Annotated in this window: 24 protein-coding genes and 1 riboswitch; of the genes, 8 read left to right on the top strand and 16 right to left on the bottom strand. The window is 65.7% G+C overall.

Annotation, left to right across the window (positions count from 1 at the left end; translation table 11 throughout):
- Window positions 1-45 precede the first annotated feature (45 nt).
- From RMR04_RS23365 to coxB, 8 genes are all read right to left on the bottom strand, one after another.
- Window positions 46-855 (bottom strand): SURF1 family protein, encoded by an 810-nt coding sequence (locus tag RMR04_RS23365; protein ID WP_311910866.1) that lies wholly within the window; start codon window positions 853-855, stop codon window positions 46-48.
- On the bottom strand, window positions 852-1226 hold the full coding sequence (locus RMR04_RS23360; RefSeq protein ID WP_311910864.1) for a DUF983 domain-containing protein: 375 nt from the start codon (window positions 1224-1226) through the stop codon (window positions 852-854). The genes RMR04_RS23365 and RMR04_RS23360 overlap by 4 nt, the downstream gene beginning before the upstream one ends.
- A gap of 80 nt (window positions 1227-1306) precedes the next feature.
- On the bottom strand, window positions 1307-2173 hold the full coding sequence (locus RMR04_RS23355; protein WP_311910862.1) for a cytochrome c oxidase subunit 3: 867 nt from the start codon (window positions 2171-2173) through the stop codon (window positions 1307-1309).
- Between the two features lie 83 nt (window positions 2174-2256).
- Entirely contained in the window at window positions 2257-2856 is a 600-nt protein-coding gene (locus tag RMR04_RS23350; protein ID WP_311910861.1) for a cytochrome c oxidase assembly protein, read from the bottom strand.
- Window positions 2856-3026 carry a hypothetical protein gene (locus tag RMR04_RS23345; protein WP_311910859.1) on the bottom strand — a complete coding sequence of 57 codons (171 nt, stop codon included), beginning with the start codon at window positions 3024-3026 and terminating at the stop codon, window positions 2856-2858. Before RMR04_RS23345 ends, RMR04_RS23350 begins: the two co-directional genes overlap by 1 nt.
- The gene (locus RMR04_RS23340) at window positions 3023-3979 is read right to left on the bottom strand and encodes a heme o synthase (RefSeq protein ID WP_311910858.1); all 957 of its coding nucleotides are present in this window, start codon (window positions 3977-3979) and stop codon (window positions 3023-3025) included. The genes RMR04_RS23345 and RMR04_RS23340 overlap by 4 nt, the downstream gene beginning before the upstream one ends.
- A 167-nt stretch (window positions 3980-4146) precedes the next feature.
- Complete coding sequence (gene ctaD / locus RMR04_RS23335) at window positions 4147-5781, bottom strand: cytochrome c oxidase subunit I (RefSeq protein WP_311910857.1); 1635 nt, start codon at window positions 5779-5781, stop codon at window positions 4147-4149.
- Window positions 5782-5877: 96 nt separating this feature from the next.
- Complete coding sequence (coxB, locus tag RMR04_RS23330; RefSeq protein ID WP_410492147.1) at window positions 5878-6777, bottom strand: cytochrome c oxidase subunit II; 900 nt, start codon at window positions 6775-6777, stop codon at window positions 5878-5880.
- A gap of 377 nt (window positions 6778-7154) precedes the next feature.
- Here coxB and RMR04_RS23325 point away from each other — a divergent pair, with 377 nt between their 5' ends.
- The 7 genes from RMR04_RS23325 (at window position 7155) to gcvPB (ending at window position 14033) form a co-directional block, all read left to right on the top strand.
- Entirely contained in the window at window positions 7155-7646 is a 492-nt protein-coding gene (locus tag RMR04_RS23325) for an invasion associated locus B family protein (RefSeq protein WP_311910855.1), read from the top strand.
- Window positions 7643-8278, top strand: a complete 636-nt coding sequence (locus RMR04_RS23320; RefSeq protein ID WP_311910853.1) for a hypothetical protein — start codon at window positions 7643-7645, stop codon at window positions 8276-8278. Before RMR04_RS23325 ends, RMR04_RS23320 begins: the two co-directional genes overlap by 4 nt.
- 140 nt (window positions 8279-8418) lie before the next feature.
- A riboswitch (glycine riboswitch) is annotated at window positions 8419-8518 on the top strand.
- 162 nt (window positions 8519-8680) lie between these two features.
- Window positions 8681-9844: a glycine cleavage system aminomethyltransferase GcvT gene (gcvT, locus tag RMR04_RS23315; protein WP_311910850.1), complete on the top strand. Its 1164-nt coding sequence runs from the start codon at window positions 8681-8683 to the stop codon at window positions 9842-9844.
- Between the two features lie 29 nt (window positions 9845-9873).
- Window positions 9874-10248, top strand: a complete 375-nt coding sequence (gene gcvH / locus RMR04_RS23310; protein WP_092169557.1) for a glycine cleavage system protein GcvH — start codon at window positions 9874-9876, stop codon at window positions 10246-10248.
- A 165-nt stretch (window positions 10249-10413) separates the two neighbouring features.
- Window positions 10414-11754, top strand: a complete 1341-nt coding sequence (gcvPA, locus tag RMR04_RS23305) for an aminomethyl-transferring glycine dehydrogenase subunit GcvPA (RefSeq protein ID WP_311910849.1) — start codon at window positions 10414-10416, stop codon at window positions 11752-11754.
- A 32-nt stretch (window positions 11755-11786) separates the two neighbouring features.
- The gene (locus tag RMR04_RS23300; protein WP_311910848.1) at window positions 11787-12443 is read left to right on the top strand and encodes a hypothetical protein; all 657 of its coding nucleotides are present in this window, start codon (window positions 11787-11789) and stop codon (window positions 12441-12443) included.
- A 15-nt stretch (window positions 12444-12458) separates the two neighbouring features.
- A complete protein-coding gene (gene gcvPB / locus RMR04_RS23295; protein WP_311910846.1) occupies window positions 12459-14033 on the top strand; it encodes an aminomethyl-transferring glycine dehydrogenase subunit GcvPB in 1575 nt (524 codons plus the stop codon).
- Window positions 14034-14042: 9 nt separating this feature from the next.
- Here gcvPB and RMR04_RS23290 read toward each other — a convergent pair whose 3' ends face one another.
- Window positions 14043-14465, bottom strand: coding sequence for a type II toxin-antitoxin system VapC family toxin (locus RMR04_RS23290; RefSeq protein WP_311910844.1), 423 nt, complete (start codon window positions 14463-14465; stop codon window positions 14043-14045).
- Window positions 14462-14725 (bottom strand): type II toxin-antitoxin system Phd/YefM family antitoxin, encoded by a 264-nt coding sequence (locus tag RMR04_RS23285; RefSeq protein ID WP_310152467.1) that lies wholly within the window; start codon window positions 14723-14725, stop codon window positions 14462-14464. The genes RMR04_RS23290 and RMR04_RS23285 overlap by 4 nt, the downstream gene beginning before the upstream one ends.
- Before the next feature lie 180 nt (window positions 14726-14905).
- On the opposite strand from RMR04_RS23285, the gene RMR04_RS23280 reads away from it, so the two are divergent.
- Window positions 14906-16192: a L,D-transpeptidase family protein gene (locus RMR04_RS23280; RefSeq protein WP_311910842.1), complete on the top strand. Its 1287-nt coding sequence runs from the start codon at window positions 14906-14908 to the stop codon at window positions 16190-16192.
- A 182-nt stretch (window positions 16193-16374) separates the two neighbouring features.
- Here RMR04_RS23280 and RMR04_RS23275 read toward each other — a convergent pair whose 3' ends face one another.
- From RMR04_RS23275 to RMR04_RS23250, 6 genes are all read right to left on the bottom strand, one after another.
- Entirely contained in the window at window positions 16375-17178 is an 804-nt protein-coding gene (locus RMR04_RS23275) for a dienelactone hydrolase family protein (protein ID WP_311910840.1), read from the bottom strand.
- A gap of 91 nt (window positions 17179-17269) precedes the next feature.
- Complete coding sequence (locus RMR04_RS23270) at window positions 17270-17746, bottom strand: F0F1 ATP synthase subunit B family protein (protein ID WP_311910838.1); 477 nt, start codon at window positions 17744-17746, stop codon at window positions 17270-17272.
- A gap of 11 nt (window positions 17747-17757) precedes the next feature.
- On the bottom strand, window positions 17758-18315 hold the full coding sequence (locus RMR04_RS23265; RefSeq protein ID WP_311910836.1) for a F0F1 ATP synthase subunit B family protein: 558 nt from the start codon (window positions 18313-18315) through the stop codon (window positions 17758-17760).
- A 131-nt stretch (window positions 18316-18446) separates the two neighbouring features.
- Complete coding sequence (locus RMR04_RS23260; protein WP_311910834.1) at window positions 18447-18674, bottom strand: F0F1 ATP synthase subunit C; 228 nt, start codon at window positions 18672-18674, stop codon at window positions 18447-18449.
- A gap of 63 nt (window positions 18675-18737) precedes the next feature.
- Complete coding sequence (locus RMR04_RS23255) at window positions 18738-19502, bottom strand: F0F1 ATP synthase subunit A (protein ID WP_311910832.1); 765 nt, start codon at window positions 19500-19502, stop codon at window positions 18738-18740.
- Between the two features lie 44 nt (window positions 19503-19546).
- Window positions 19547-19897: an AtpZ/AtpI family protein gene (locus RMR04_RS23250; protein WP_311910830.1), complete on the bottom strand. Its 351-nt coding sequence runs from the start codon at window positions 19895-19897 to the stop codon at window positions 19547-19549.
- Between the last annotated feature and the right edge of the window lie 117 nt (window positions 19898-20014).

Genomic DNA, 20014 nt, shown 5'->3' with positions numbered 1-20014 from the left:
GAAGCTATAGGCTGCTCTGCCGATTTCGGCAAAACCGGCAGCGCATCACGGCACTGCGTCGCCGGCCTTGTGCGCCTGCGGGATCTCGCGCGCCTGCGGGATTTTGCGCGCCTGCAGGACGAAGGCCGCAAACACCCCCAGCAGAGTCAGCGCCAGACCGAACCAGGTCAACGCATATTGCAGGTGGTTGTCGGGAATCCGGTCGATCAGCTCTTTGGGGTCGACCCCGGCGGGCGGGGTCAGGCCGTCGCCCTGGCGCTCGGCCTCGAGATAGAAGGACGGGCCGCCGCTCAAGCCCAGCGAGGCCGCGATGGCGGCGGGATCGCGCGTATAGAACTCGCGTTGGGCGGGCAGGTCGTTGGGCGTGAAGGCGTTACGCACTTCGGCCGCGCGCAGGAAGCCGGCGACGGTTGCCGGGCCCGCTGCGGGCTTGATCTCGCCGAGCCTGTTCTCCGGTACGAAGCCGCGATTGATCAGGATCGTGCCGCCATCGGCCAGCCGGAAGCCCTGGAAGATCCAGCGGCCGAAGCCGGAGAGCTGGCGTGTGCCCGGCCCGCCCGAGGCGATTGTGGTGCGCACGCTGGCGAAGGGACCGTCGATGAAGGCTCCGCTTGCTGCGACGCGTGTCAGGTCGAGCTTTGCGGGATCGAGCGTGGCCCATGTCGCGGTGGCGGGCATGGCGGCCGGCGCGCCGGCGGCCTGTGCTTCCAGCCGCGCGATGAAGTCGTGCTTCTCGGTCATGCGCTCGAGCTGCCAGGCTCCAAGCGCGCAAAGCACCAGCGTGCCGATGACCGTCAGGATCGCCGGAGCGAGCAAGCTGGGGCGGCGCTGGGCGGGGAGGGTCTCGCCGCTCATTTCTCGAGCCTGCCCTCTTCCGCCTTGTTGACATATTGCAGGGCGACCGCGAGCCCCTTCATCGGGCGCAGCAGGGCCAGGCAGACGATCACGGTGAGCGGCAGCCAGATCATCATATGCACCCAGATCGGCGGCTCATAGGCGATCTCGACATAGAGCGCCGCGCCCAGCACGGCGAAGCCCGCGATCAGCATGATGAAGACGGCCGGCCCGTCGGCCGAATCGGCGAAGGAGAAGTCGAGCCCGCAGGCGGCGCAGCGCGGGCGCACCTTGAGAAAGCCGTCGAACAATTTGCCTTCGCCGCAACGCGGGCAGCGGCCGGTCAGCCCCGTGGTATAGGGCGAGGGCAAACTATGGTGTTCGTCGGCCATGGCGGCCTCCATCATGTGGCTTCAAAGCACAAAGGCGGCCTTGCGGCCGCCTTTGCCATATCAGTGCCTGCGGCCGTTCGTCAGTGCGCCGCAGCCGCGACGTGAGCCCCCGCGCCCCAGACATAGATCGAGGCGAACAGGAACAGCCAGACCACGTCGACGAAATGCCAGTACCAGGCGGCGAATTCGAAGCCGAGATGCTGGTCGGGTTTGAAATGGCCGAGATAGACCCGGTACAGGCAGATCGCCAGGAAGATCGTCCCGATGATGACATGGAAGCCGTGGAAGCCGGTCGCCATGAAGAAGGTCGAGCCATAGACGTTGCCGCTGAAGGCGAAGGCCGCGTGCGAATACTCATAGCCCTGGCAGAGCGTGAACAGCATGCCGAGGATCACGGTGAGCCAAAGGCCCTGCTTCAGCCCCTTGCGGTCACCCTCGATCAAAGCGTGATGCGCCCAGGTCACGGTGGTGCCCGAGGTCAGCAGGATCAGCGTGTTGAGCAGCGGCAGGTGCCAGGGGTCGAAGGTCTCGATACCCTTGGGCGGCCAGACGCCGCCGGTGAACTCCTGGCGTGTGAAGTTGATCGCCTCGTAGCTGAACAGGCTGGCGTCAAAATAGGCCCAGAACCAAGCCACGAAGAACATCACCTCGGAGGCGATGAACATGATCATGCCGTAGCGGTGATGCATCTGCACCACCTTGGTGTGGTGGCCTTCCGTCTCGGCCTCGCGGACCACGTCCATCCACCAGGCGAGCATGGTGTAGAGCACGCCGAGCAGGCCGATGCCGAAGACCATCGGGCCGAGCTTCATGCCGCCCAGCAGCAGGGCCTTCATCCACATCACGGCGCCGATCGCCATCACCGTCGCGCTGGTGGCGCCGACGAGCGGCCACGGGCTCGGATCGACGAGATGGTAGTCGTGGTTCTTGGTATGGGCCCCGGCCATGTATCAGTCTCCGCGTCCGACTTTATCTGCGCAGCGCTTCGGCTTCGCTCGTATTAGGTTCGACTAGTTACAGGTTTGACTTGTTACAGGTTTGACTTGGCCGCGTCACCCTTGCCCTCGGCGACGGGCTGGCCCGCCTTCGACTGGAAATAGGTGTAGGACAAGGTCATCGAATTGACGCCGTCGAGGTCGCGATTTCCGGCGATCTCCGGGTCGATGTAGAAAACCACCGGCGCCTCCAGGCTCTCGCCCGGCTGCAGCGTGTGCTCGGTGAAGCAGAAGCACTGGATCTTGACGAAATAGGCCGCGCCCTTCTCGGGCGCGATGTTGAAGGTCGCGATCCCGGTCGAGGTGCGGCTGGAGCGGTTGGTGATCTTGTAGAACACCGTCTGCGTCTGGCCGACGCGCAAGCTGATCTCGGGGCTCTCGGGCGTGAAGGCCCAGCCCAGGCCGGGCGCGACATTGGCATCAAAACGCACAGCCATGGTCCGGTCGAGGATCACGCCCGCGCCGGCCGTGCCGACCATCGGCGTGCCGCCGAAGCCGGTTGCCTTGCAGAACATGTCGTAGAGCGGCACCGAGGCAAAGGCCAAGCCCGTCATGCCCATGGCGACGCCGGCGCAGATCAGCGCGGTGCGCCGCAGATTCGCGGTTTGTCCCTGAGGCGCAGGGGCGGGCGCCATTACAGCGGCCTGTTCATGATCGCGGGGCCGGTCTTCACCAGCGTCACCACGAAGAAGAACACGACGAGGCCAGCGAGCACGAGCGCCAGCGCCACCGAGCGACGCTTGCGGCGCGCCAGATCCTCTGGCGTGAAAGCTGGCGCTATCGGGCGCTTGGGAGCCTCGCTCATCCGATCACCTTGGGCAGGGCCCACATCAGGCCGAGGCTGTTCTCGGCGAGCAACACGGCAAACAGCAGGAAGAGATAGAGGATCGAGAAGCCAAACAGCGCATAGCAGGCCTTGCTGGCGGCCTCGCCCTGCGTCGTGCGCAGCACGCGCACCGCAAGGCCGATCATGGCCAGGCCCGTCGTGACGGAGACAACGAGATAGATCAGCCCGCCGAAGCCCATCAGCGCGGGCAGCACGGCGACGGGCGCCATCACCAGCGAATAGGCCATGATCTGGCGGCGCGTCGCGGCGGCGCCGGCGACATTGGGCAGCATCGGGATGCCGGCGCGGGCGTAGTCCTCGGACTTCACCAAAGCGAGCGCCCAGAAATGCGGCGGTGTCCATAGGAAGATGATCGCGAACAGCACCAGCGAGTGCATGCCGAAATCGCCAGTCACCACCGCCTCGCCGATCATCGGAGGGAAGGCGCCGGCCGCGCCGCCGATGACGATGTTCTGCGGCGTCCAGCGCTTCAGCCACATCGAATAGATCACGGCGTAGAAGAAGATCGTGAAGGCGAGCATGCCTGCCGCCAGCAGGTTGGCGACGAGGCCGAGCACGAGCACGGAGCCGACCGACAGGGTCAGGCCGAAGGCCAGCGCCTCCGAGGGCAGGACGCGGCCGGCCGGAATCGGGCGCTTGGCGGTGCGCGCCATCAGCACGTCGATATCGGCGTCGTACCACATGTTGAGGCAGCCCGAGGCACCGGCGCCCACCGCGATCGCCAGCAGGGCGGCGAGGCCGATCACCGGATGCACGGAGCCCGGCGCCGTCGCCATGCCGCCGAGCGCGGTGACCACGACGAGAAGCATCACGCGCGGCTTCAGCAGCTCGAAGAAGTCGCGCGCCTCTCCCGTGGAGGTCAGCGCGCCGCCTTCGGTGCGAGGATCGATCCTGTCGAACGCAGCGGACATCGGATTCAGGTCAATTCACTTGTTGCGGCGCCTCTTGGGGGCGCGATGGGCTCTCAGTGGAAGCAGCCTTGGCGAAAGAAGCTTTGGCCGCCCGTCTCCGGAACGCCTCGACAGGCGCTCGGGAGAGGGGCGACGGCGGGCCCGGGATGAGCCCGCCGTCTGTTGGATCAGTGGTCCGAGCCGGTGATGCGCGGCAGGGTCTCGAACTGGTGGAAGGGCGGCGGCGAGGGCAGCGTCCATTCCAGGGTGGTGGCGCCTTCGCCCCAGGGATTGTCCCCGGCGAGAACCTTCTTCGAGAAGGCGGTGTAGACGCCGAAGAAGAAGATCAGCAGGCCGGCGGCGAAGATGTAGGAGCCGATCGACGAGATGAAGTGCCAGTGCGTGAAGGCGTCGGGATAGTCGGCATAGTGACGCGGCATGCCGGCCAGGCCGAGGAAGTGCTGCGGGAAGAACAATACGTTGGCGCCGATGAAGGCGACGTAGAAGTGCAGCCTGCCGATCCAGTCCGGGATGACATAGCCGCTCATCTTCGGGAACCAGTAGTAGAAGCCCGCGAAGATGCCGAACACGGCGCCCAGCGACAGCACGTAGTGGAAATGCGCCACGACGTAATAGGTCGCGTGCAGCGAGCGGTCGACGCCGGCATTGGCCAGCACGACGCCGGTGACGCCGCCGACGGTGAACAGGAAGATGAAGCCGTTCGCCCACAGCATCGGCGCGGTGAAGCGGATCGAGCCGCCCCACATCGTCGCGATCCAGGAGAAGATCTTCACGCCCGTCGGCACCGCGATGACCATCGTCGCGAAGACGAAATAGCGCTGCGTGTTGAGCGAGAGGCCGGCGGTGTACATGTGGTGCGCCCACACGATGAAGCCGACGACGCCGATCGCGACCATGGCGTAGGCCATACCGAGATAGCCGAAGATCGGCTTTTTCGAGAAGGTCGAGATGATGTGGCTGACGATGCCGAAGGCCGGCAGGATCATGATGTAGACTTCGGGGTGGCCGAAGAACCAGAACAGGTGCTGGTAGAGGATCGGGTCGCCGCCGCCGGCCGGGTCATAGAAAGTCGTGCCGAAATTGCGGTCGGTCAGCAGCATGGTGATGGCGCCGGCGAGCACCGGCAGCGCCAGCAGCAGCAGGAAGGCGGTGACCAGCACCGACCAGGCGAAGAGCGGCATCTTGTGCAGCGTCATGCCCGGAGCGCGCATGTTCAGGATGGTGGTGATGAAGTTGATCGCGCCCAGGATCGAGGCCGCGCCGGCGAGGTGGAGCGCCAGGATGCCGAAATCGACCGAGGGGCCGGGATGGCCGGCCGAGGAGAAGGGCGGATAGATCGTCCAGCCGGTGCCGACGCCATGGGCGCCGGGAGCGCCCTCCACGAACATCGAGATGATCAGCAGCACGAAGCCGGCGACCGTCAGCCAGAACGAGATGTTGTTCATGCGCGGGAAGGCCATGTCCGGCGCGCCGATCATCAAGGGCACGAACCAGTTGCCGAAGCCGCCGATGACGGCGGGCATGACCATGAAGAAGATCATGATCAGGCCGTGGCCGGTGACGAAGACGTTGTAGCTCTGGCCGTTGGCGAAGATCTGGAGGCCCGGCTGCTGCAACTCGATGCGCATCATGATCGACAGGAAGCCGCCGACGAGGCCCGCCATGATCGAGAAGCACAGATAGAGCGTGCCGATGTCCTTGTGGTTGGTGGACAAGAGCCAGCGGCGCCACCCGGTCGGGTGGTGCTCGTGGCCGGCATCGTCATGTCCGTGGCCATGGGCGTCGTGAGCCGCAGTTGCCATGGGGTGGTCTCCTTATGCGAATCGGGTTCGCTACAGTCGGTCGATCAAGTTGCGCTGCGGCGGCGGCCGGGCGGCAAACGGTTCGTAAAACAGGGCTTATTGGCCGGCGGCGGCGACCTTGTTGGTCGCGTCGTCGGCATTGGCGAACTTCTTCTTCGAATCGGCGAGCCAGGCGGCGTATTTCTCAGCGCTGACGACCCGGAAGGCGATCGGCATGTAGGAATGGTTCTGCCCGCAGATGAACGAGCACTGGCCGTAATAGATGCCCTCGCGGTCGGCCTTGAACCAGGTCTCGTTCAGGCGGCCGGGGATGGCGTCGATTTTGATGCCGAAGGACGGCACCGTGAATTTGTGGATCACGTCGGCGCCGGTGACCTGGATGCGCACGATCTTGCCGACCGGGACCACGGCCTCGTTGTCGACGGCGAGCAGGCGCGGGGCCTCGGCGGCGGCGATCTTGTTGCTGCTGATCGCCTCGGCGCGCTGCTTCTCGTCCAGCATCAGCGAGTCGAAGCCGAAGGCGCCGCCATCCTGCGGGTACTCATAGGACCAGTACCACTGCTTGCCGGTGACCTTCACGGTGAGGTCGGCCTGCGGAATCTCGAGCTGCAGCTTGAGCAGGCGGAAGGAGGGGATCGCGATGACAACCAGGATCAGGACCGGAATCACCGTCCAGGCGACTTCGAGCAACGCATGATGCGTCGTCTTCGAGGGAACCGGGTTCGCCTTCTCGTTGAAGCGCCAGGCGACATAGACCAGGAGCCCCAGCACGAAGACCGAGATGATGAAGATGATGACGTTCAGCCAGTTGTGAAACCAGTGAATATACTCCGAGACCTCGGTCGCCGGGCCCTGCAGGTTCATCTGCCAGTCACTGGGCATGCCGGTGCCGGCCAGAGCGGCGTCGGGAAGGAGCGCCGTCGCGCCGGCCGCAAGGGCCAGGGCGGTCACGGTTGCAAGGGTCCTGCTTGCAAGGGTCCTGCTCAGAAATCGCATCGGTCCGACCTAGCTCCTCATCATGCCCGCTTCGGACCGCCCTGATCGAAAGGCGTCCGTGCGACAAGGTTACGACCCAGCGGCCCACCCTGCACTTCGGCATTGCGATAAATCAAAGATCACGCTTGCGCCAGTGGGGCAATGCGGGCCTTCCACGCATGCCGTGCGGCATAATCGCGCGAGGTCGTATGTCGCGGCGGGCCCGGCTTTGGGCTCTCGCCTTGACAGGACAGGGCCTGCATGGTCCCAACACGGGCATGATTTGGCGAGGGCGGCGCGCGCCGGGGCGCTGACCGGCTTTTCGCCTGAATTCGGCTGCTTTATTCGTCACGCCCGGCGGCGTGCGCCGGTTTGGAGGTTAGGCAGGGATGGGCAAGATGATCGGACGCGTCCTCGCGACCGCGCTGGCCGCCTGCAGCGTCAGCGGCGCTGCGCTGGCGCAGGGCGCGGTCAAGTCGACGCATGGCGACTGGCAAATGCGCTGCGAGGTGCCTCCCGGCGCCAAGACCGAGCAATGCGCGCTCGTGCAGAATGTCGCGGCCGAGGACCGGCCGAACCTGACGCTGCTCGTCATCGTGCTCAAGACGGCGGATCAGAAGAGCCGGCTGCTGCGCGTGGTCGCGCCGCTCGGCGTGCTCTTGCCCTCGGGGCTGGGCTTGAAGATCGACGACAAGGATATCGGCCGGGCCGGCTTCGTGCGCTGCCTGACCACCGGCTGTGTCGCCGAGGTGGTGATGGACGATGCGCTGCTCGGCCAGCTCAAGACCGGCAAAAGCGCCACATTCATCGTGTTCCAGACACCGGAGGAGGGCGTGGGCATTCCCGTCTCGCTTTCCGGATTCGGCCCCGGCGTGGAGACCTTGCCGTGATTGACGCGACATTCAGCCGGCCGCATTGGCTGATTCTTCCTGTCCTGTGTGTCGGCCTCGCCGGCTGCGGTTCGTCCGGCTCCTCCTCGGGAGAGCCGAGCGCGCTGCAGAAGTTCGGCAATGTCGTGATGTTCCAGTCCACGACCGTGCCGCCGGCTCCGCCGAAGACGCAGGGCGAGGTCCAGAAGGAGCGCCAGGACGAGGAGGAGTCGCTGGTCTGCCCGGAGGTGATCATCGCCGATGGCGGCGCCGCGATGCGCGCCCAGACCGGCCCTGACAGCGGCAGCCTGCGCCATCAAATTTCGATTCTGAATGTTGCGCGCGAATGCACGGCGACCCCGGGCGGCGGCTACAATCTCAAGGTCGGCGTCGAGGGCCGGGTGCTGCTCGGCCCGGCTGGTGCGCCGGGCAGTTATTTTGCGACTCTGGTGACCACGGTCACGCGCGGCACGACCTCGGTGGCGCGCCGCTCGGCCCGTGTCGGCGGGACGATCGCCAGCGGCCAGGGCGGCGTCGATTTCTCCTATGTCGAGCAGGGCATCGTGGTCCCGCCCGGCCGCGGCGATGTCGAGATCACCGTCGACCTCTCGCCCGCCGGCGCCGCGCCGGCCGCCCACAGGCGGCGCAGGTAAAGCGTTTCCGAGCGAAGCGGGTACCGGTTCGCGTGAGGAAAGCACTCTAGCGCTGCGTGGAAAATCGCGGCGCCTGCCGCGAAACAAGGCAGCGGCCCGATTGACTCAAGGGCTGCCTCCAGTATGTCTGCCTTCAGCCGCATATCCCCGCGGGAGAGACCGGGTCCGGACTTGTTCGGATTCGGCGCCGAAGGCGCAACCGCCCCGGAAACGCTCAGGCAAAAGGACCGCTAGGGGAGTTGGCGCTCTGGAAAGTGGCGGAAGCGATTCCGCCCACCGACGGGTGTAACCTGTCCGGCTGACGACGCCGGTATGGGGAAATCTCTCAGGTTCCGAGACAGAGGGGGCGCGCTCCGGACAGTTCCGTCCGGGGCTTGCGCTTGACTCTGGAAGGGGCCCTCCATGGCTGCCGAAGCCGATACCGCGATTGCTCATGCGTCGCCCGAGACCCCATCGCTCAAGACTGCGCTCCATTCCCGCCATGTCGCGCTCGGCGCTCGCATGGTGCCTTTCGCCGGCTACGACATGCCGGTGCAGTACCCCAGCGGCATCCTGACCGAGCATAACTGGACGCGCGAGAAGGCCGGGCTCTTCGACGTCTCGCATATGGGCCAGGCCTTCCTGGTCGGTCCCGACCACGAGACCACGGCGCGCGCGCTGGAAGCCCTGATTCCCGCCGACATCCTCAATCTCGCCCCAGGCAAGCAGCGCTATTCGCAACTCCTGAACGAGGAGGGCGGCATCCTCGACGATCTGATGGTGACGCGCTCGCTCGACCCCGATGAGGACGGCGCGCTCTATCTCGTCGTCAACGCCGCCTGCAAGACCGAGGACTACGCCCATATCGAAGCGCGGCTGCCGGCCAATGTGAAGCTGATCCGGGCCGAGCATCGCGGCCTGATCGCGATCCAGGGACCGGCCGCCGCCGAGGCGCTGGCCGTGCTCGCGCCCGAGGCCGCCGAGATGGGCTTCATGACCTCGCGCAGCATGAAGGTTGCCGGCATCAAGGCCAATCTCAGCCGCTCCGGCTATACCGGCGAGGATGGCTACGAGATCTCGGCTGCCGCGAGCAAGATCGGCGAAATCTGGGACACGCTGCTGCTCGACGCCCGTGTCAAGCCGATCGGGCTCGGCGCGCGTGATTCGCTGAGGCTGGAGGCGGGCCTGTGCCTCTACGGCCATGACATCGACACCACGACCTCGCCGGTCGAGGGCGCGCTGAACTGGTCGATCCAGAAACGCCGGCGCGAGGAGGGCGGCTTTCCCGGTGCTGCCCGCATCCAGCGCGAATTCACCGAGGGGCCCGCACGCATCCGCGTCGGCCTGCTGCCGGAAGGCCGCGCTCCGGCTCGCGAGGGTGCCGAGATCGCCACGCCCGAGGGCGAGATCGTCGGCAAGGTTACCTCCGGCGGCTTTGGCCCGACCCTGAACGCACCCTGCGCCATGGGCTATGTCGCCAAGGCGCATTCCGCTCCTGGCACGCGGCTTGATCTGATCGTGCGCGGCAAGCCGCTGCCGGCAGTCGTCGCCGCGATGCCCTTCGTGCCCAACCGCTACAAGCGCTGATCCCCATTCCTTTTCCAGGAGACAAGACCATGGCCGAGACCCGCTATACCAAGGACCACGAATATATCCGCATCGAGGGCGACACCGGCACGGTCGGCATCAGCGACTACGCCCAGGCGCAGCTTGGCGACGTCGTCTTCGTCGAGCTGCCCGCCATCGGCAAGGCCGTGACCAAGGGCGGCGAAGCGGCCGTGGTCGAGAGCGTCAAGGCGGCGTCCGAGGTCTATGCGCCGGTCTCCGGCGAGGTTGTGGCCGTCAACAGCGAGCTCGAGGCATCGCCCGGCACGGTCAATGAGGACCCGGCCGGCAAAGGCTGGTTCGTCAAGCTCAAGCTCAGCAACGCCGCCGAGCTCGAGGGTTTGATGAGCGAGGCCGAGTACCAGGATTACGTCAAGACGCTGTGAACGGGGTCATCCCGCACGCGCTGCGGCACGAAAGTGCTGCTGCGCAGATGCGGGAGCGCTCTCCGGATAAGGCGCCTTCTCGTCATACGATCCCGTGTCTGCGCAGCAGCACTTTCGTGCCGCAGCGCGCACGGGATGACACCCAACTCACCACGGAAGCACCCCATGCGCTACCTCCCCCTCACCGACACCGACCGGCTCGACATGCTGGCCCGCATCGGCGTTCCCGATGTCGATGCGCTGTTCAGCGACGTACCGGCCGGCAAGCTCCTGACCGCGCCGCTCGATCTACCCCGCGCCAAGGGCGAGCTCGAGGTCGAGCGCATCATGGGGCGCATCGCGGCCAAGAGCATCGCGGCCTCCTCCGTGGCCTTCTTCGTCGGGGCCGGGGCCTATAAGCATCATGTCCCGGCGACGGTGGACCACCTGATCCAGCGCTCGGAATTCCTGACCAGCTACACGCCCTACCAGCCCGAGATCGCGCAGGGCACGCTGCAATATCTCTTCGAGTTCCAGACCCAGGTCGCGGCGCTCACCGGCATGGAGGTCGCCAACGCCTCGATGTATGACGGCTCGACCGGCACTGGCGAGGCCGTGCTGATGGCTCACCGCGTCACCAAGCGCCGCAAGGCCCTGCTGTCGGGCGGCCTGCACCCGCATTACGCCGAGGTGGTGAAGACGCTCTCCGAGATGGCGAGCGACGAGGTCGTGGCGTTGAAGCCCGATGTCGCGGCCACTGAGGACATCCTCGCCCAGATCGACGACGAGACCTCCTGCGTCGTCGTGCAATCGCCCGACGTCTTCGGCAATCTCCGCGACCTCGCCCCGATCGCCGCGAAGGCGCAGGCCCATGGCGCCTTGCTGATCGCGGTCGTCACCGAAGTGGTTTCGCTCGGCGCGATCACCTCGCCTGGCGAGATGGGCGCCGACATCGTCGTCGGCGAAGGCCAGTCGATCGGCAATGCGTTGAATTTCGGCGGCCCCTATGTCGGGCTCTTCGCCGCCAAGTCGAAATATGTCCGCCAGATGCCAGGCAGGCTCTGCGGCGAGACGGTGGACGCTGACGGCCAGCGCGGCTTCGTGCTGACGCTCTCGACCCGCGAGCAGCATATCCGCAGGGACAAGGCGACCTCGAACATCTGCACCAATTCCGGCCTCTGCGTGCTCGCCTTCACCATCCACATGACGCTGCTCGGCCAAGCCGGGCTGTCGCGGCTGGCCGAGGTCAATCACGCCAACGCGGTCAAGCTCGCCGATCAGCTCGCCGGGGTGAAGGGCGTCACGGTGCTCAATGAGAGCTTCTTCAACGAGTTCACCGTGAAGCTCCCCAAGCCCGCCGCCGAGGTGGTCGAGGCGTTGGCCGAAAAGGGTGTGCTCGCCGGCGTGCCGGTCTCGCGGCTGTTGCCCGGCGCTGGGCTCGATGACCTGCTGATCGTGGCGAATACCGAAGTGAATACGGATGACGATCGTGACGCCTTCGTCGCGCGGCTGCGCGAGGTTCTCTGACGTTTAGAGGTTAACCGAAGGAGCGGCTCTCAATGTCCCTGCACGCCATCATTGCCCGTCGTCAGCGAGCGCTCATCGCCGCGTGGGTGCGCAGCCCGCTTGTGCAGGTGCAGGTCGAAGCGCCCGGAGCCCTGCCGGGGCTGGTCTTCATCTCGGATGCCGGTGAAGCTGGCATCGCCGGTGGGGTCGGCCGGCGCGACGAACGCAATGTCGCCATGGTGGCCAGGCCCGGCGATCCCGATACGCAGGCGAGTTGCTGGGTCGCGGCGCGCTATTCCGGTTATCGCTCCGCCTATCTGGCGTTCATTCGCGAGGCCTATGGCGTCAGGGCGACATCCGCCGAGCTTGCCGGTTTCGATGTCGACCATCTGCTCAACCGCGCCAGGAGCCCGCAGGATTCGAGCTTCATCCGCGTTGAGGCGATTCCGGCGGCCGCCAATCAGGATTGGGGCCGGCTGTTCGAGAAGGCTGCCTCGGATCCGCGCTTCTATGCCAACCAGCAGCGCGAGCGCCGCACCATGAGCTGGGTGATCTGCGCCAAGCTTGCCGGCCAGGCGCCGCCGAATGGTCCTAGCGATCAGGCCGGGATCAATCGCCTCATACAGTATTTCGTTTCGATCGGGCTCGACGCGGCGGAAGCGCGCGACGGCCTCAATTCGATGCTCTCCTTCGCCTACAAGTTTCGCTGATCGGACATAAACACCATGCTCAATCGTCAGGGACGTCCCACCCAGGCCGGCGAGGCTGCCAGCGAGCAGCACGCCACCTTCACCGGCAACAAGGCTCTGCAGCAGATCGAGCCGCTGATCTTCGAGATCGGTCATCACGAGACGACGGGCGTCGATATCGATGCGCCTACGCCGTTCAAGTCGCGCCTGGGCAAGCATGCGCGCAAGGACGGTATCGGCCTTCCCGGTCTCTCCGAGCCCGAGGCGATGCGCCATTACGTCCGCCTCAGCCAGAAGAATTACGGCATCGACACCGGGCTCTTCCCGCTCGGCTCCTGCACGATGAAGCATAATGCCCGCCTGAACGAGAAGATGGCGCGGCTGCCGGGCTTCTCCGACGTGCACCCGCTTCAGCCGGTCTCGACCGTGCCCGGCGCGCTCGACGTGATGCTGCAGCTCTCGCATTACCTGATGACGCTGACCGGCATGCCGGCGGTGGCACTGAGCCCCAAGGCCGGCGCGCATGGCGAGGCCTGCGGCATGATGGCGATCAAGGCCGCCATCGCCGCCAAGGGCGAGGGCGCGACCCGCAATGTCGTGCTCGTGCCGGAATCGGCGCACGGCACCAATCCGGCGACCGCCGCCCTGATCGGCTTCTCCGTGAAGTCGGTGCCGGCCCGTCCGGACGGCACCGTCGCGGTCGAGGACGTCAAGGCGTTGCTCGGGCCCGAGATCGCCGCGATCATGCTGACCAACCCCAACACCTGCGGCATCTTCGAGCCGCAGATTGTCGAGATCGCCGCCGCGATGCATGAGGCCGGCGCCTATTTCTACTGCGATGGCGCCAACTTCAACGCCATCGTCGGCAAGGCCAAGCCGGGCGATCTCGGCGTCGACGCCATGCACATCAACCTGCACAAGACCTTCTCGACGCCCCATGGCGGCGGCGGGCCGGGTGCGGGGCCGGTCGTGTTGTCGGCGCGGCTCGCGCCTTACGCGCCGGTGCCTTTTATCCATATCGAAAACGGCGCGCCGCGCCTGATCGAGAACAAGGACGATGCGCCGGCGGGCAACGCGCCGTTTGGCCGCATGACCGCCTTCCATGGCCAGATGGGCATGTATGTCCGCGCGCTCGCCTATATGCTCAGCCACGGTTCGGACGGCATGAAGCAGGCCTCCGAGGATGCGGTGCTGAACGCCAACTACATCCGCGCCGGCCTGTCGGACCTGATGTCGCTGCCCTTCCCGGACCACCCCTCGATGCATGAGGTGCTGTTCGACGACGAATGGCTCAAGGGCACAGGCGTCTCGACGCTCGATTTCGCCAAGGCGATGATCGACGAGGGCTATCACCCGATGACGGTGTACTTCCCGCTCGTCGTGCATGGCGCGATGCTGATCGAGCCGACCGAGTCGGAATCGAAGGCCTCGCTCGACCTCTTCATCGCGACGCTGCGTGACCTCGCCATGGCGGCACAGGGCAACGACAAGGCGCGCTTCACGGCAGCGCCTCACCACGCCCCGATCCGCCGGCTCGACGAAACCCGCGCCGCGCGCCAGCCGGTGCTGAAATGGGTCAAGCCGCGGCCGATCGCGGAAGCAGCCGAGTAGGGGCGGACGTTATCGGACCTGCCAGGGATCGAAAAGATCGAGGTCCAGTCTCGCAAAATCACGCGTGTTTCGTGTGACGAGGACCAATCCGCGAGCGTGGGCTGTGGCTGCGAGCAGGCCGTCCATGGTTTGGACATTGGCTCCTCGGCGCTGTGACAACGCCATTAGGTCGCCCCAAGCCTTTGCGATCATTGGATCGATGCCAAGAATGCGATCGCCAAAGCGGTCGGGAAGGTCGTGTTCCAGCCAAGCTTCGAAGACCTGGCGCTTCCTTCCGTGATCGAGAGAGGCGACCCCGTAGCGAATTTCGGCGAGGGTGACGACACTGATGTACAGTTGGTCTTCGCGCTCGTCGACGAAGCGGGATACGCTGGGCCAGGGACTAGGTTTTACCAGTTCCGAGACCACATTCGTGTCCAGCAGGTAGGTCACAGCTCTACCTTGCGCGGAGGATGGTCAAGCCGAACGAGATCGAGATCGGCACCGCGCAGAGGCGAGTTCTGAAAGAACTCGGTCAACGTGCCCTTTCGTCCGGTCTTCCTTTCCCACTCGTCGATGGACACGAGGACGGCCGTGGGCTTGCCATTCCGCGTCACGGTTTGCGGCCCTTCGGAGCGCGCTTTCTCGATCAGTTCGGAGAACCGTGCCTTCGCGCTGGCGACGGTCCAGTCGACCTTATGTGGTGTGCTCATGCCAAACCTCCTTATTTTATGGTCATGATGGTCAAGATAGTCATCCTTCGTATTTTGTCCATGGCCCGCGCGCGCCTGACACATTCCGATACGTAATTCTCTCCCCTGCCTTAAGGCTTCCTTGACCATATGCGAGGGAAGCTCCTTGGGTGCGTCTTCGGCGCATTGTGGGACACTTCCATGGCCGTGCGTTTCGTCAAGATTTCCGTGGCCGCCGCCTTCGCCCTTTTCCTGGGGGCGGCAGGTGCGCGTGCCGAGCAGCCGAGCTACGGCCCCAACACCTATGACCGCACGCTCGAGGCGCTGATCGCGCATGAGGACATCGCCAATCGCGGCGGCTGGCCCAAGGTGCCGGGCTCGGTTTCGAGCCTGAAGCCCGACGCGCAGGGGCCCGATGTCACGGTCCTGAAGCAGCGATTGATGCTGAGCGGGGATCTGGCCCCCGAGGCGTTGCCGGGCGATGTCTATGACGCCGCCGTCGTCGTCGCCGTGAAGCGCTTCCAGCTTCGCCATGGCCTGTCGGACCTCGGCACGGTCGGCCGGCTGACGCTGAAGGCGATGAACGTGCCGATCGAGGTGCGGCTGAACCAGCTTACCGCTACGCTGGAGAGGCTGAAGAGCAACGGTTTCGCCTTCGCCGAGCGCTATGTCGTGGTCAACATCCCCGGCGCCAGCGTCGAAGCGGTGGAGAACGGCGTCGTTCAGCGCCGGCATCTCGCCGTGGTCGGGCGGCCGGACCGGCCCTCGCCGGTGCTGCAGGCCAATATCACCTCGGTGAACCTGAACCCCTACTGGACGGTGCCAACCTCGATCGTGAAGGCCGACATCATCCCCCATATGCGGCAGGATCCGGGCTTCATCGCCAAGTCGAACATGAAGCTGCTGGGCGCCGAGAACAAGGAAATCGACCCCGCGAGCGTGAATTGGGCAAGCCTGAAGTCGCCCTATTTCACCGTGCGGCAGGAGCCGGGCCCGACGAACTCGCTCGGTCAGCTCAAGATCGATATGCCAAATTCCGAGGCGGTCTACATGCACGACACGCCGAAGAAGACGCTGTTTCGCAACGATGTCCGCTTCAACTCGTCGGGCTGCGCCCGCATCGAGGGCGTGCGCGATCTCGCCGCCTGGCTGCTCGAAGGCACGGAATGGACGCAACCGGCGATCGAGGCCGAGATCGCCAAGAACGAGCGTAAGAACATTCCCCTGAAGAAGTCGGTGCCGGTCGCCTGGGTCTATCTCACCGGCTGGCAGTCGGGCGATGGGCTCGTCCAGTTCCGTGAGGACATCTACGGCCTCGACACGCCGCAGGGCATCGCCACCTCGACGATAGTGGCGCGCAAGCCCAAGCCTAAGACGCCGCCCCAGGCTCCTACCCAGAGGCTCGAGGCCAAGCCTACCGCGACGGCGCCGGCCAAGCCTGTAGCGGTGAAGCCTGCCCCGGCGAAGACGGCGACCGCGGTCAACTGAGGCGCTTCGACAGGCCGTCTTGGTTCGGAAACACGCCGTCATCCCGGGCGTAGCGAAGCGGAGACCCGGGATCCATTCCTGAACCTCGACAAGCTGCGCTCCGGAATGGATCCCGGATCGGCGCCGCTGACGCGGCTTGTCCGGGATGACAGGCTCACGATTGCACTTGAGCGCAGCCGACTCTAAGGCGCAGCCAGGATCGCCATCACGGCGGTGATCGCCTGCTGGCGCGCCTCTGGATTCGTGCCGATCGTGACCTTGCCGTCCGGGCGCTGCGAGAAGGCGGCGTTGCGCTCGCGCAGCGGCAGGTCGGGATGGTCGAAATCGTGATAGGCGCCGGAAAAGCCAGTGAACTGCGCGCCGCCGCGCTGCGCCAGTTCCTGGCAGGGGGCGGCCGGCGTCCAGTCGTCGGCGAGCCCCTGCAGGATCGTGGTCGGCACCTTGGCGCTCCAGCCGCGCTTCAGGAAGCGGCAGTCCGGATAGAAGGCGATCACCTTGCGAAACCCGTTGGCGCCGGCCGAAGCCGCGTCGCCGGCGACGCGCAGCACCGTCGAGCCGCCGTTTGACCAGCCTATCAGGCTGTTGCGCCCGGTCGCGATGAAGGGCTGTTGCGCCAGCCAGTCGCTCGCGCCGAAGGCGTCCTTGGCGCGCCCAGTCGGGGTCAGGGCGCGGTCGCGGTCATTGCAGAGCGAGGATATTCCGCGCGGGCGAAAGCTGTCGGGCAGCAGCACGGCGTACCCGGCGGCGTTGAGGCGCTCGCTCCAGTCGATCTCGCGCGCATTCATCTTGCCAGAGCGCGTCCAGAGGCCGCCGCAGCCATGCATGGCGACCACGGCAGGGAAGGGTCCCGCGCCCGCCGGCTTGGCGAGCCAGCCCGTCAGCAGGGTGCCGTCGCGCGAGGCGAAGCTGACCTGCTCCATTGCGAACGCCGAGCCGGTGAGGCCGAGAGTGCCGGCGAGAAGAATGGTCCGAAGCAGCAGCGTCATGGAACGGGAGCCTCCTGAAGGCGGCGCGCCAAGAAAAACGCCGCGATCCCAGGGGATCGCGGCGTCGATTTTATGACCGATTGAGACGAACTCAGTTCAGCTTGGCCTTGACCTCTTGCAGGCCGGTCGTGAAGGCGGCTTCACCGGCCTTGCCAGCCATCTGCCCGCGCAGGATGGCCTCGGCTGCGCGGGTCGCTGCCTCGGCGGCGGCAGCACGAACCTCGGCCTCCGCCTGGATCTCGGCCTGAGCAATCTTGTCTTCCGCCGATTTAGTGCGGCGGGTGACGAACTCGTTCAGCTTGGCCTCGGCCTCGGAAGCGAGACGCTTGGCCTCGTCATTGGCCGCGGCGATGATGCTGGCGGCCTCCGCTTCGGCGGCCTTGCGCTTGGCTTCGAATTCGGCAAGCAGCTTTTCGGCTTCCTGCCGCAAGCGGCGAGCCTCGGCCAGTTCGCGGGCGACCATCTCGCCGCGCGAATCGAGCGCGGCCGTGATTTTCTTGTGCACGCCGAATTTGGCGAGCAGGCCCAGGAAGATGACGAGGGCGACGCCGACCCAGAAGGTATCCATCTGATCTCTCCTCAGCCCTGCGCCAGGGCCTGATCGACCGCGTCGGACGCCTCAGCTGTGCTGGGAGCCTGACCCGTCAACTTGGTCACGATCGCGACCGCGACTTCGCTGCCGAGGCCGCGGACATTGGACATCGCCTTCGACTTGGTGCTGGCGATGGCGGCTTCCGCCTTGTCGAGTTTGGCGGTGAGTTCGGCCTCGACCGAGCGGCGACGCTCGTCCGACGCCTTGGCGCCGGCGTCGCGGGAAGCCTGCGCGATCGACTGCGCATTCTTGCGGGCTTCCGTGAGGGCCTTCTCATAGGCCTGGGAGGTTTCCTCGGCCTTCGCCTGCATCTCTGCCGCCTGGTCGAGATCGCGCGAGATCGTGCCCGCCCGCTCTTCCAGAATGGCGCCGACGCGCGGCAGGGCGACCCTCGACATCAGCCAGTAGAGGGCTCCAAACGTGATCGCCAGCCAGAAGAGCTGTCCGGCGAAGGTCTTGGCGTCGAAGGGCGGGAAGGAGGCCTTGGCGCCGTGCTCTGCCGCGGCCTGGGCCGCACCGGCCGCGAGCAGGGCAGCGGAAGCCACCAGTCCTCGTCCGAAGACAGTTGCAGAACGAAGCGGCATGGCAATGCCTTTCAGCCGGAAGAGCAGTGATGCCGGCACTCCGGCGCCGCGAGACGCGCCGGAGTTCGACAAGGCGACGTAAGATGCGTGCGTCAGAGCACGAACATCAGGACGAGCGCGACGACGAAGCAGAAGATGCCCAGACCTTCCGCGAGCGCCGCGCCGATGAAGGCACGACCGAACTGGCCGTCGGCGGCCGAAGGGTTGCGCAGCGCGCCCGAGAGGAAGTTGCCGAAAATGCTGCCGACGCCGATGGCGGCGAGGCCCATTCCGAGGCAGGCGAGGCCAGCGCCGATATACTTGGCTGCAACAGGATCCATAGTCTTTCTCCGGTGTGAAAAGCTTGAGCGGGTGGGTGAACTCTCGCGATCTCGGCTCTGGGCTCAGTGACCCGGATGCAGAGCATCGTTGAGATAGACGCAGGTCAGGATCGCGAAGACATAGGCCTGCAGGAAAGCGACGAGGAACTCGAGCGCGGTGAGCGCGACGGCGAGCAGCAGCGGCAGCGGCGCGATGACATAGCCGAGCACGCCGGCGCCGGTGGTCAGCGCGACGACGAAGCCGCCGAAGACCTTGAGCGCGATATGGCCGGCCAGCATGTTGCCGAACAGACGCAAGGAGAGCGAGATCGGCCGCGAGACGAAGGAAACCGCCTCGATCAGCACCATGAAGGGCAGGAGCCAGCCGGGAACGCCCGACGGCACGAACAGGCCGAAGAAATGGCTGCCATGCTTGACGATGCCGTAGACCAGCACGACGCCGATGACGAGGAAGGCGAAGGCGGCGGTGACGATGATATGGCTGGTGACGGTGAAGGAACTCGGGACCATGCCGAGCAGGTTCGCCGTCAGCACGAACATGAAGAGCGAGAAGACGAAGGGGAAGAAGCGCATGCCGTCCTTGCCCATCACGCCTGTGACGGTCGAGGCGACGAATTCATAGGCGATCTCGGCGAGCGACTGCAGGCGGCCGGGCACTGTGGCGCGCTGGCTCGAGCCATAGATCATGACCAGCGAGACCACGCCGACGATCAGGACCATCAGCAGCGAGGAATTGGTGAACGACAGGTCGAGCCCGAAGGGGCGCAGGCCCACGATCGGATGGATCTCGAATTGGTGGATCGGATCGATTCCGCCGCCAGCCGCCATGTCTCAAGCCCCTCGTCGCGCAGCCCGCATGGCTGCCTCTTCGGTTATTTCTTCGCCGCGTCGTCCTGAGACCCTGAGGTCGGACGCACGCCGAGCCGATAAGCGGAACGAAAACCGGCGATGGTGCCGATCACCAGGAAGGCGATCAGCAGGAACGGAGACGTTCCGAGCCACCGGTCTCCGAGGAACCCGAGAAGGGCGCCCGCGATGATGCCGCCTGCAAGATCGGTTGCTGCGCGAAAGCCGGAAGACATCGCGCCCGCAAGCGCCTTGTCCTTCCCAGCCGGACTTGCGCCCGGCTTTTCACTCTCCTCCGCCCGCCCGATGGCGGACTTCAAAGAGTCCAGTCTTGCGCGCAACTCCGTATCTGAGGCGCTTTTGTCAGGTTCCGACATGGCGATGATCCCTCCCTGATCGCGAAATGGCCACGATCCGGTGAAAAACCACTCTATCCCTGTCCAGACCCGCGCATCGAGCCGTCGTCAGCACGGCCTCCTTTATTGCCCGGTCCC

It is taken from the genome of Bosea sp. 685 (assembly GCF_031884435.1).
GTDB lineage: Bacteria > Pseudomonadota > Alphaproteobacteria > Rhizobiales > Beijerinckiaceae > Allobosea.
The sequence above is the reverse complement of the archived record's forward strand: the minus strand, read 5'-3'. Positions and strand labels throughout refer to the sequence as shown.

Coding starts and splice junctions, on each gene's coding strand:
- RMR04_RS23260 (WP_311910834.1), bottom strand. CDS start 18,674: ATGGATCCTGTTGCAGCCAAGTATATCGGCGCTGGCCTCGCCTGCCTC.
- RMR04_RS23345 (WP_311910859.1), bottom strand. CDS start 3,026: ATGAGCGAGGCTCCCAAGCGCCCGATAGCGCCAGCTTTCACGCCAGAG.
- RMR04_RS23300 (WP_311910848.1), top strand. CDS start 11,787: ATGTCCCTGCACGCCATCATTGCCCGTCGTCAGCGAGCGCTCATCGCC.
- RMR04_RS23325 (WP_311910855.1), top strand. CDS start 7,155: ATGATCGGACGCGTCCTCGCGACCGCGCTGGCCGCCTGCAGCGTCAGC.
- RMR04_RS23355 (WP_311910862.1), bottom strand. CDS start 2,173: ATGGCCGGGGCCCATACCAAGAACCACGACTACCATCTCGTCGATCCG.
- RMR04_RS23280 (WP_311910842.1), top strand. CDS start 14,906: ATGGCCGTGCGTTTCGTCAAGATTTCCGTGGCCGCCGCCTTCGCCCTT.
- gcvPB (WP_311910846.1), top strand. CDS start 12,459: ATGCTCAATCGTCAGGGACGTCCCACCCAGGCCGGCGAGGCTGCCAGC.
- coxB (WP_410492147.1), bottom strand. CDS start 6,777: ATGCGATTTCTGAGCAGGACCCTTGCAAGCAGGACCCTTGCAACCGTG.
- gcvT (WP_311910850.1), top strand. CDS start 8,681: ATGGCTGCCGAAGCCGATACCGCGATTGCTCATGCGTCGCCCGAGACC.
- RMR04_RS23365 (WP_311910866.1), bottom strand. CDS start 855: ATGAGCGGCGAGACCCTCCCCGCCCAGCGCCGCCCCAGCTTGCTCGCT.
- RMR04_RS23350 (WP_311910861.1), bottom strand. CDS start 2,856: ATGGCGCCCGCCCCTGCGCCTCAGGGACAAACCGCGAATCTGCGGCGC.
- RMR04_RS23360 (WP_311910864.1), bottom strand. CDS start 1,226: ATGGCCGACGAACACCATAGTTTGCCCTCGCCCTATACCACGGGGCTG.
- RMR04_RS23255 (WP_311910832.1), bottom strand. CDS start 19,502: ATGGCGGCTGGCGGCGGAATCGATCCGATCCACCAATTCGAGATCCAT.
- RMR04_RS23250 (WP_311910830.1), bottom strand. CDS start 19,897: ATGTCGGAACCTGACAAAAGCGCCTCAGATACGGAGTTGCGCGCAAGA.
- gcvPA (WP_311910849.1), top strand. CDS start 10,414: ATGCGCTACCTCCCCCTCACCGACACCGACCGGCTCGACATGCTGGCC.
- RMR04_RS23270 (WP_311910838.1), bottom strand. CDS start 17,746: ATGGATACCTTCTGGGTCGGCGTCGCCCTCGTCATCTTCCTGGGCCTG.
- RMR04_RS23340 (WP_311910858.1), bottom strand. CDS start 3,979: ATGTCCGCTGCGTTCGACAGGATCGATCCTCGCACCGAAGGCGGCGCG.
- ctaD (WP_311910857.1), bottom strand. CDS start 5,781: ATGGCAACTGCGGCTCACGACGCCCATGGCCACGGACATGACGATGCC.
- RMR04_RS23275 (WP_311910840.1), bottom strand. CDS start 17,178: ATGACGCTGCTGCTTCGGACCATTCTTCTCGCCGGCACTCTCGGCCTC.
- RMR04_RS23285 (WP_310152467.1), bottom strand. CDS start 14,725: ATGAGCACACCACATAAGGTCGACTGGACCGTCGCCAGCGCGAAGGCA.
- gcvH (WP_092169557.1), top strand. CDS start 9,874: ATGGCCGAGACCCGCTATACCAAGGACCACGAATATATCCGCATCGAG.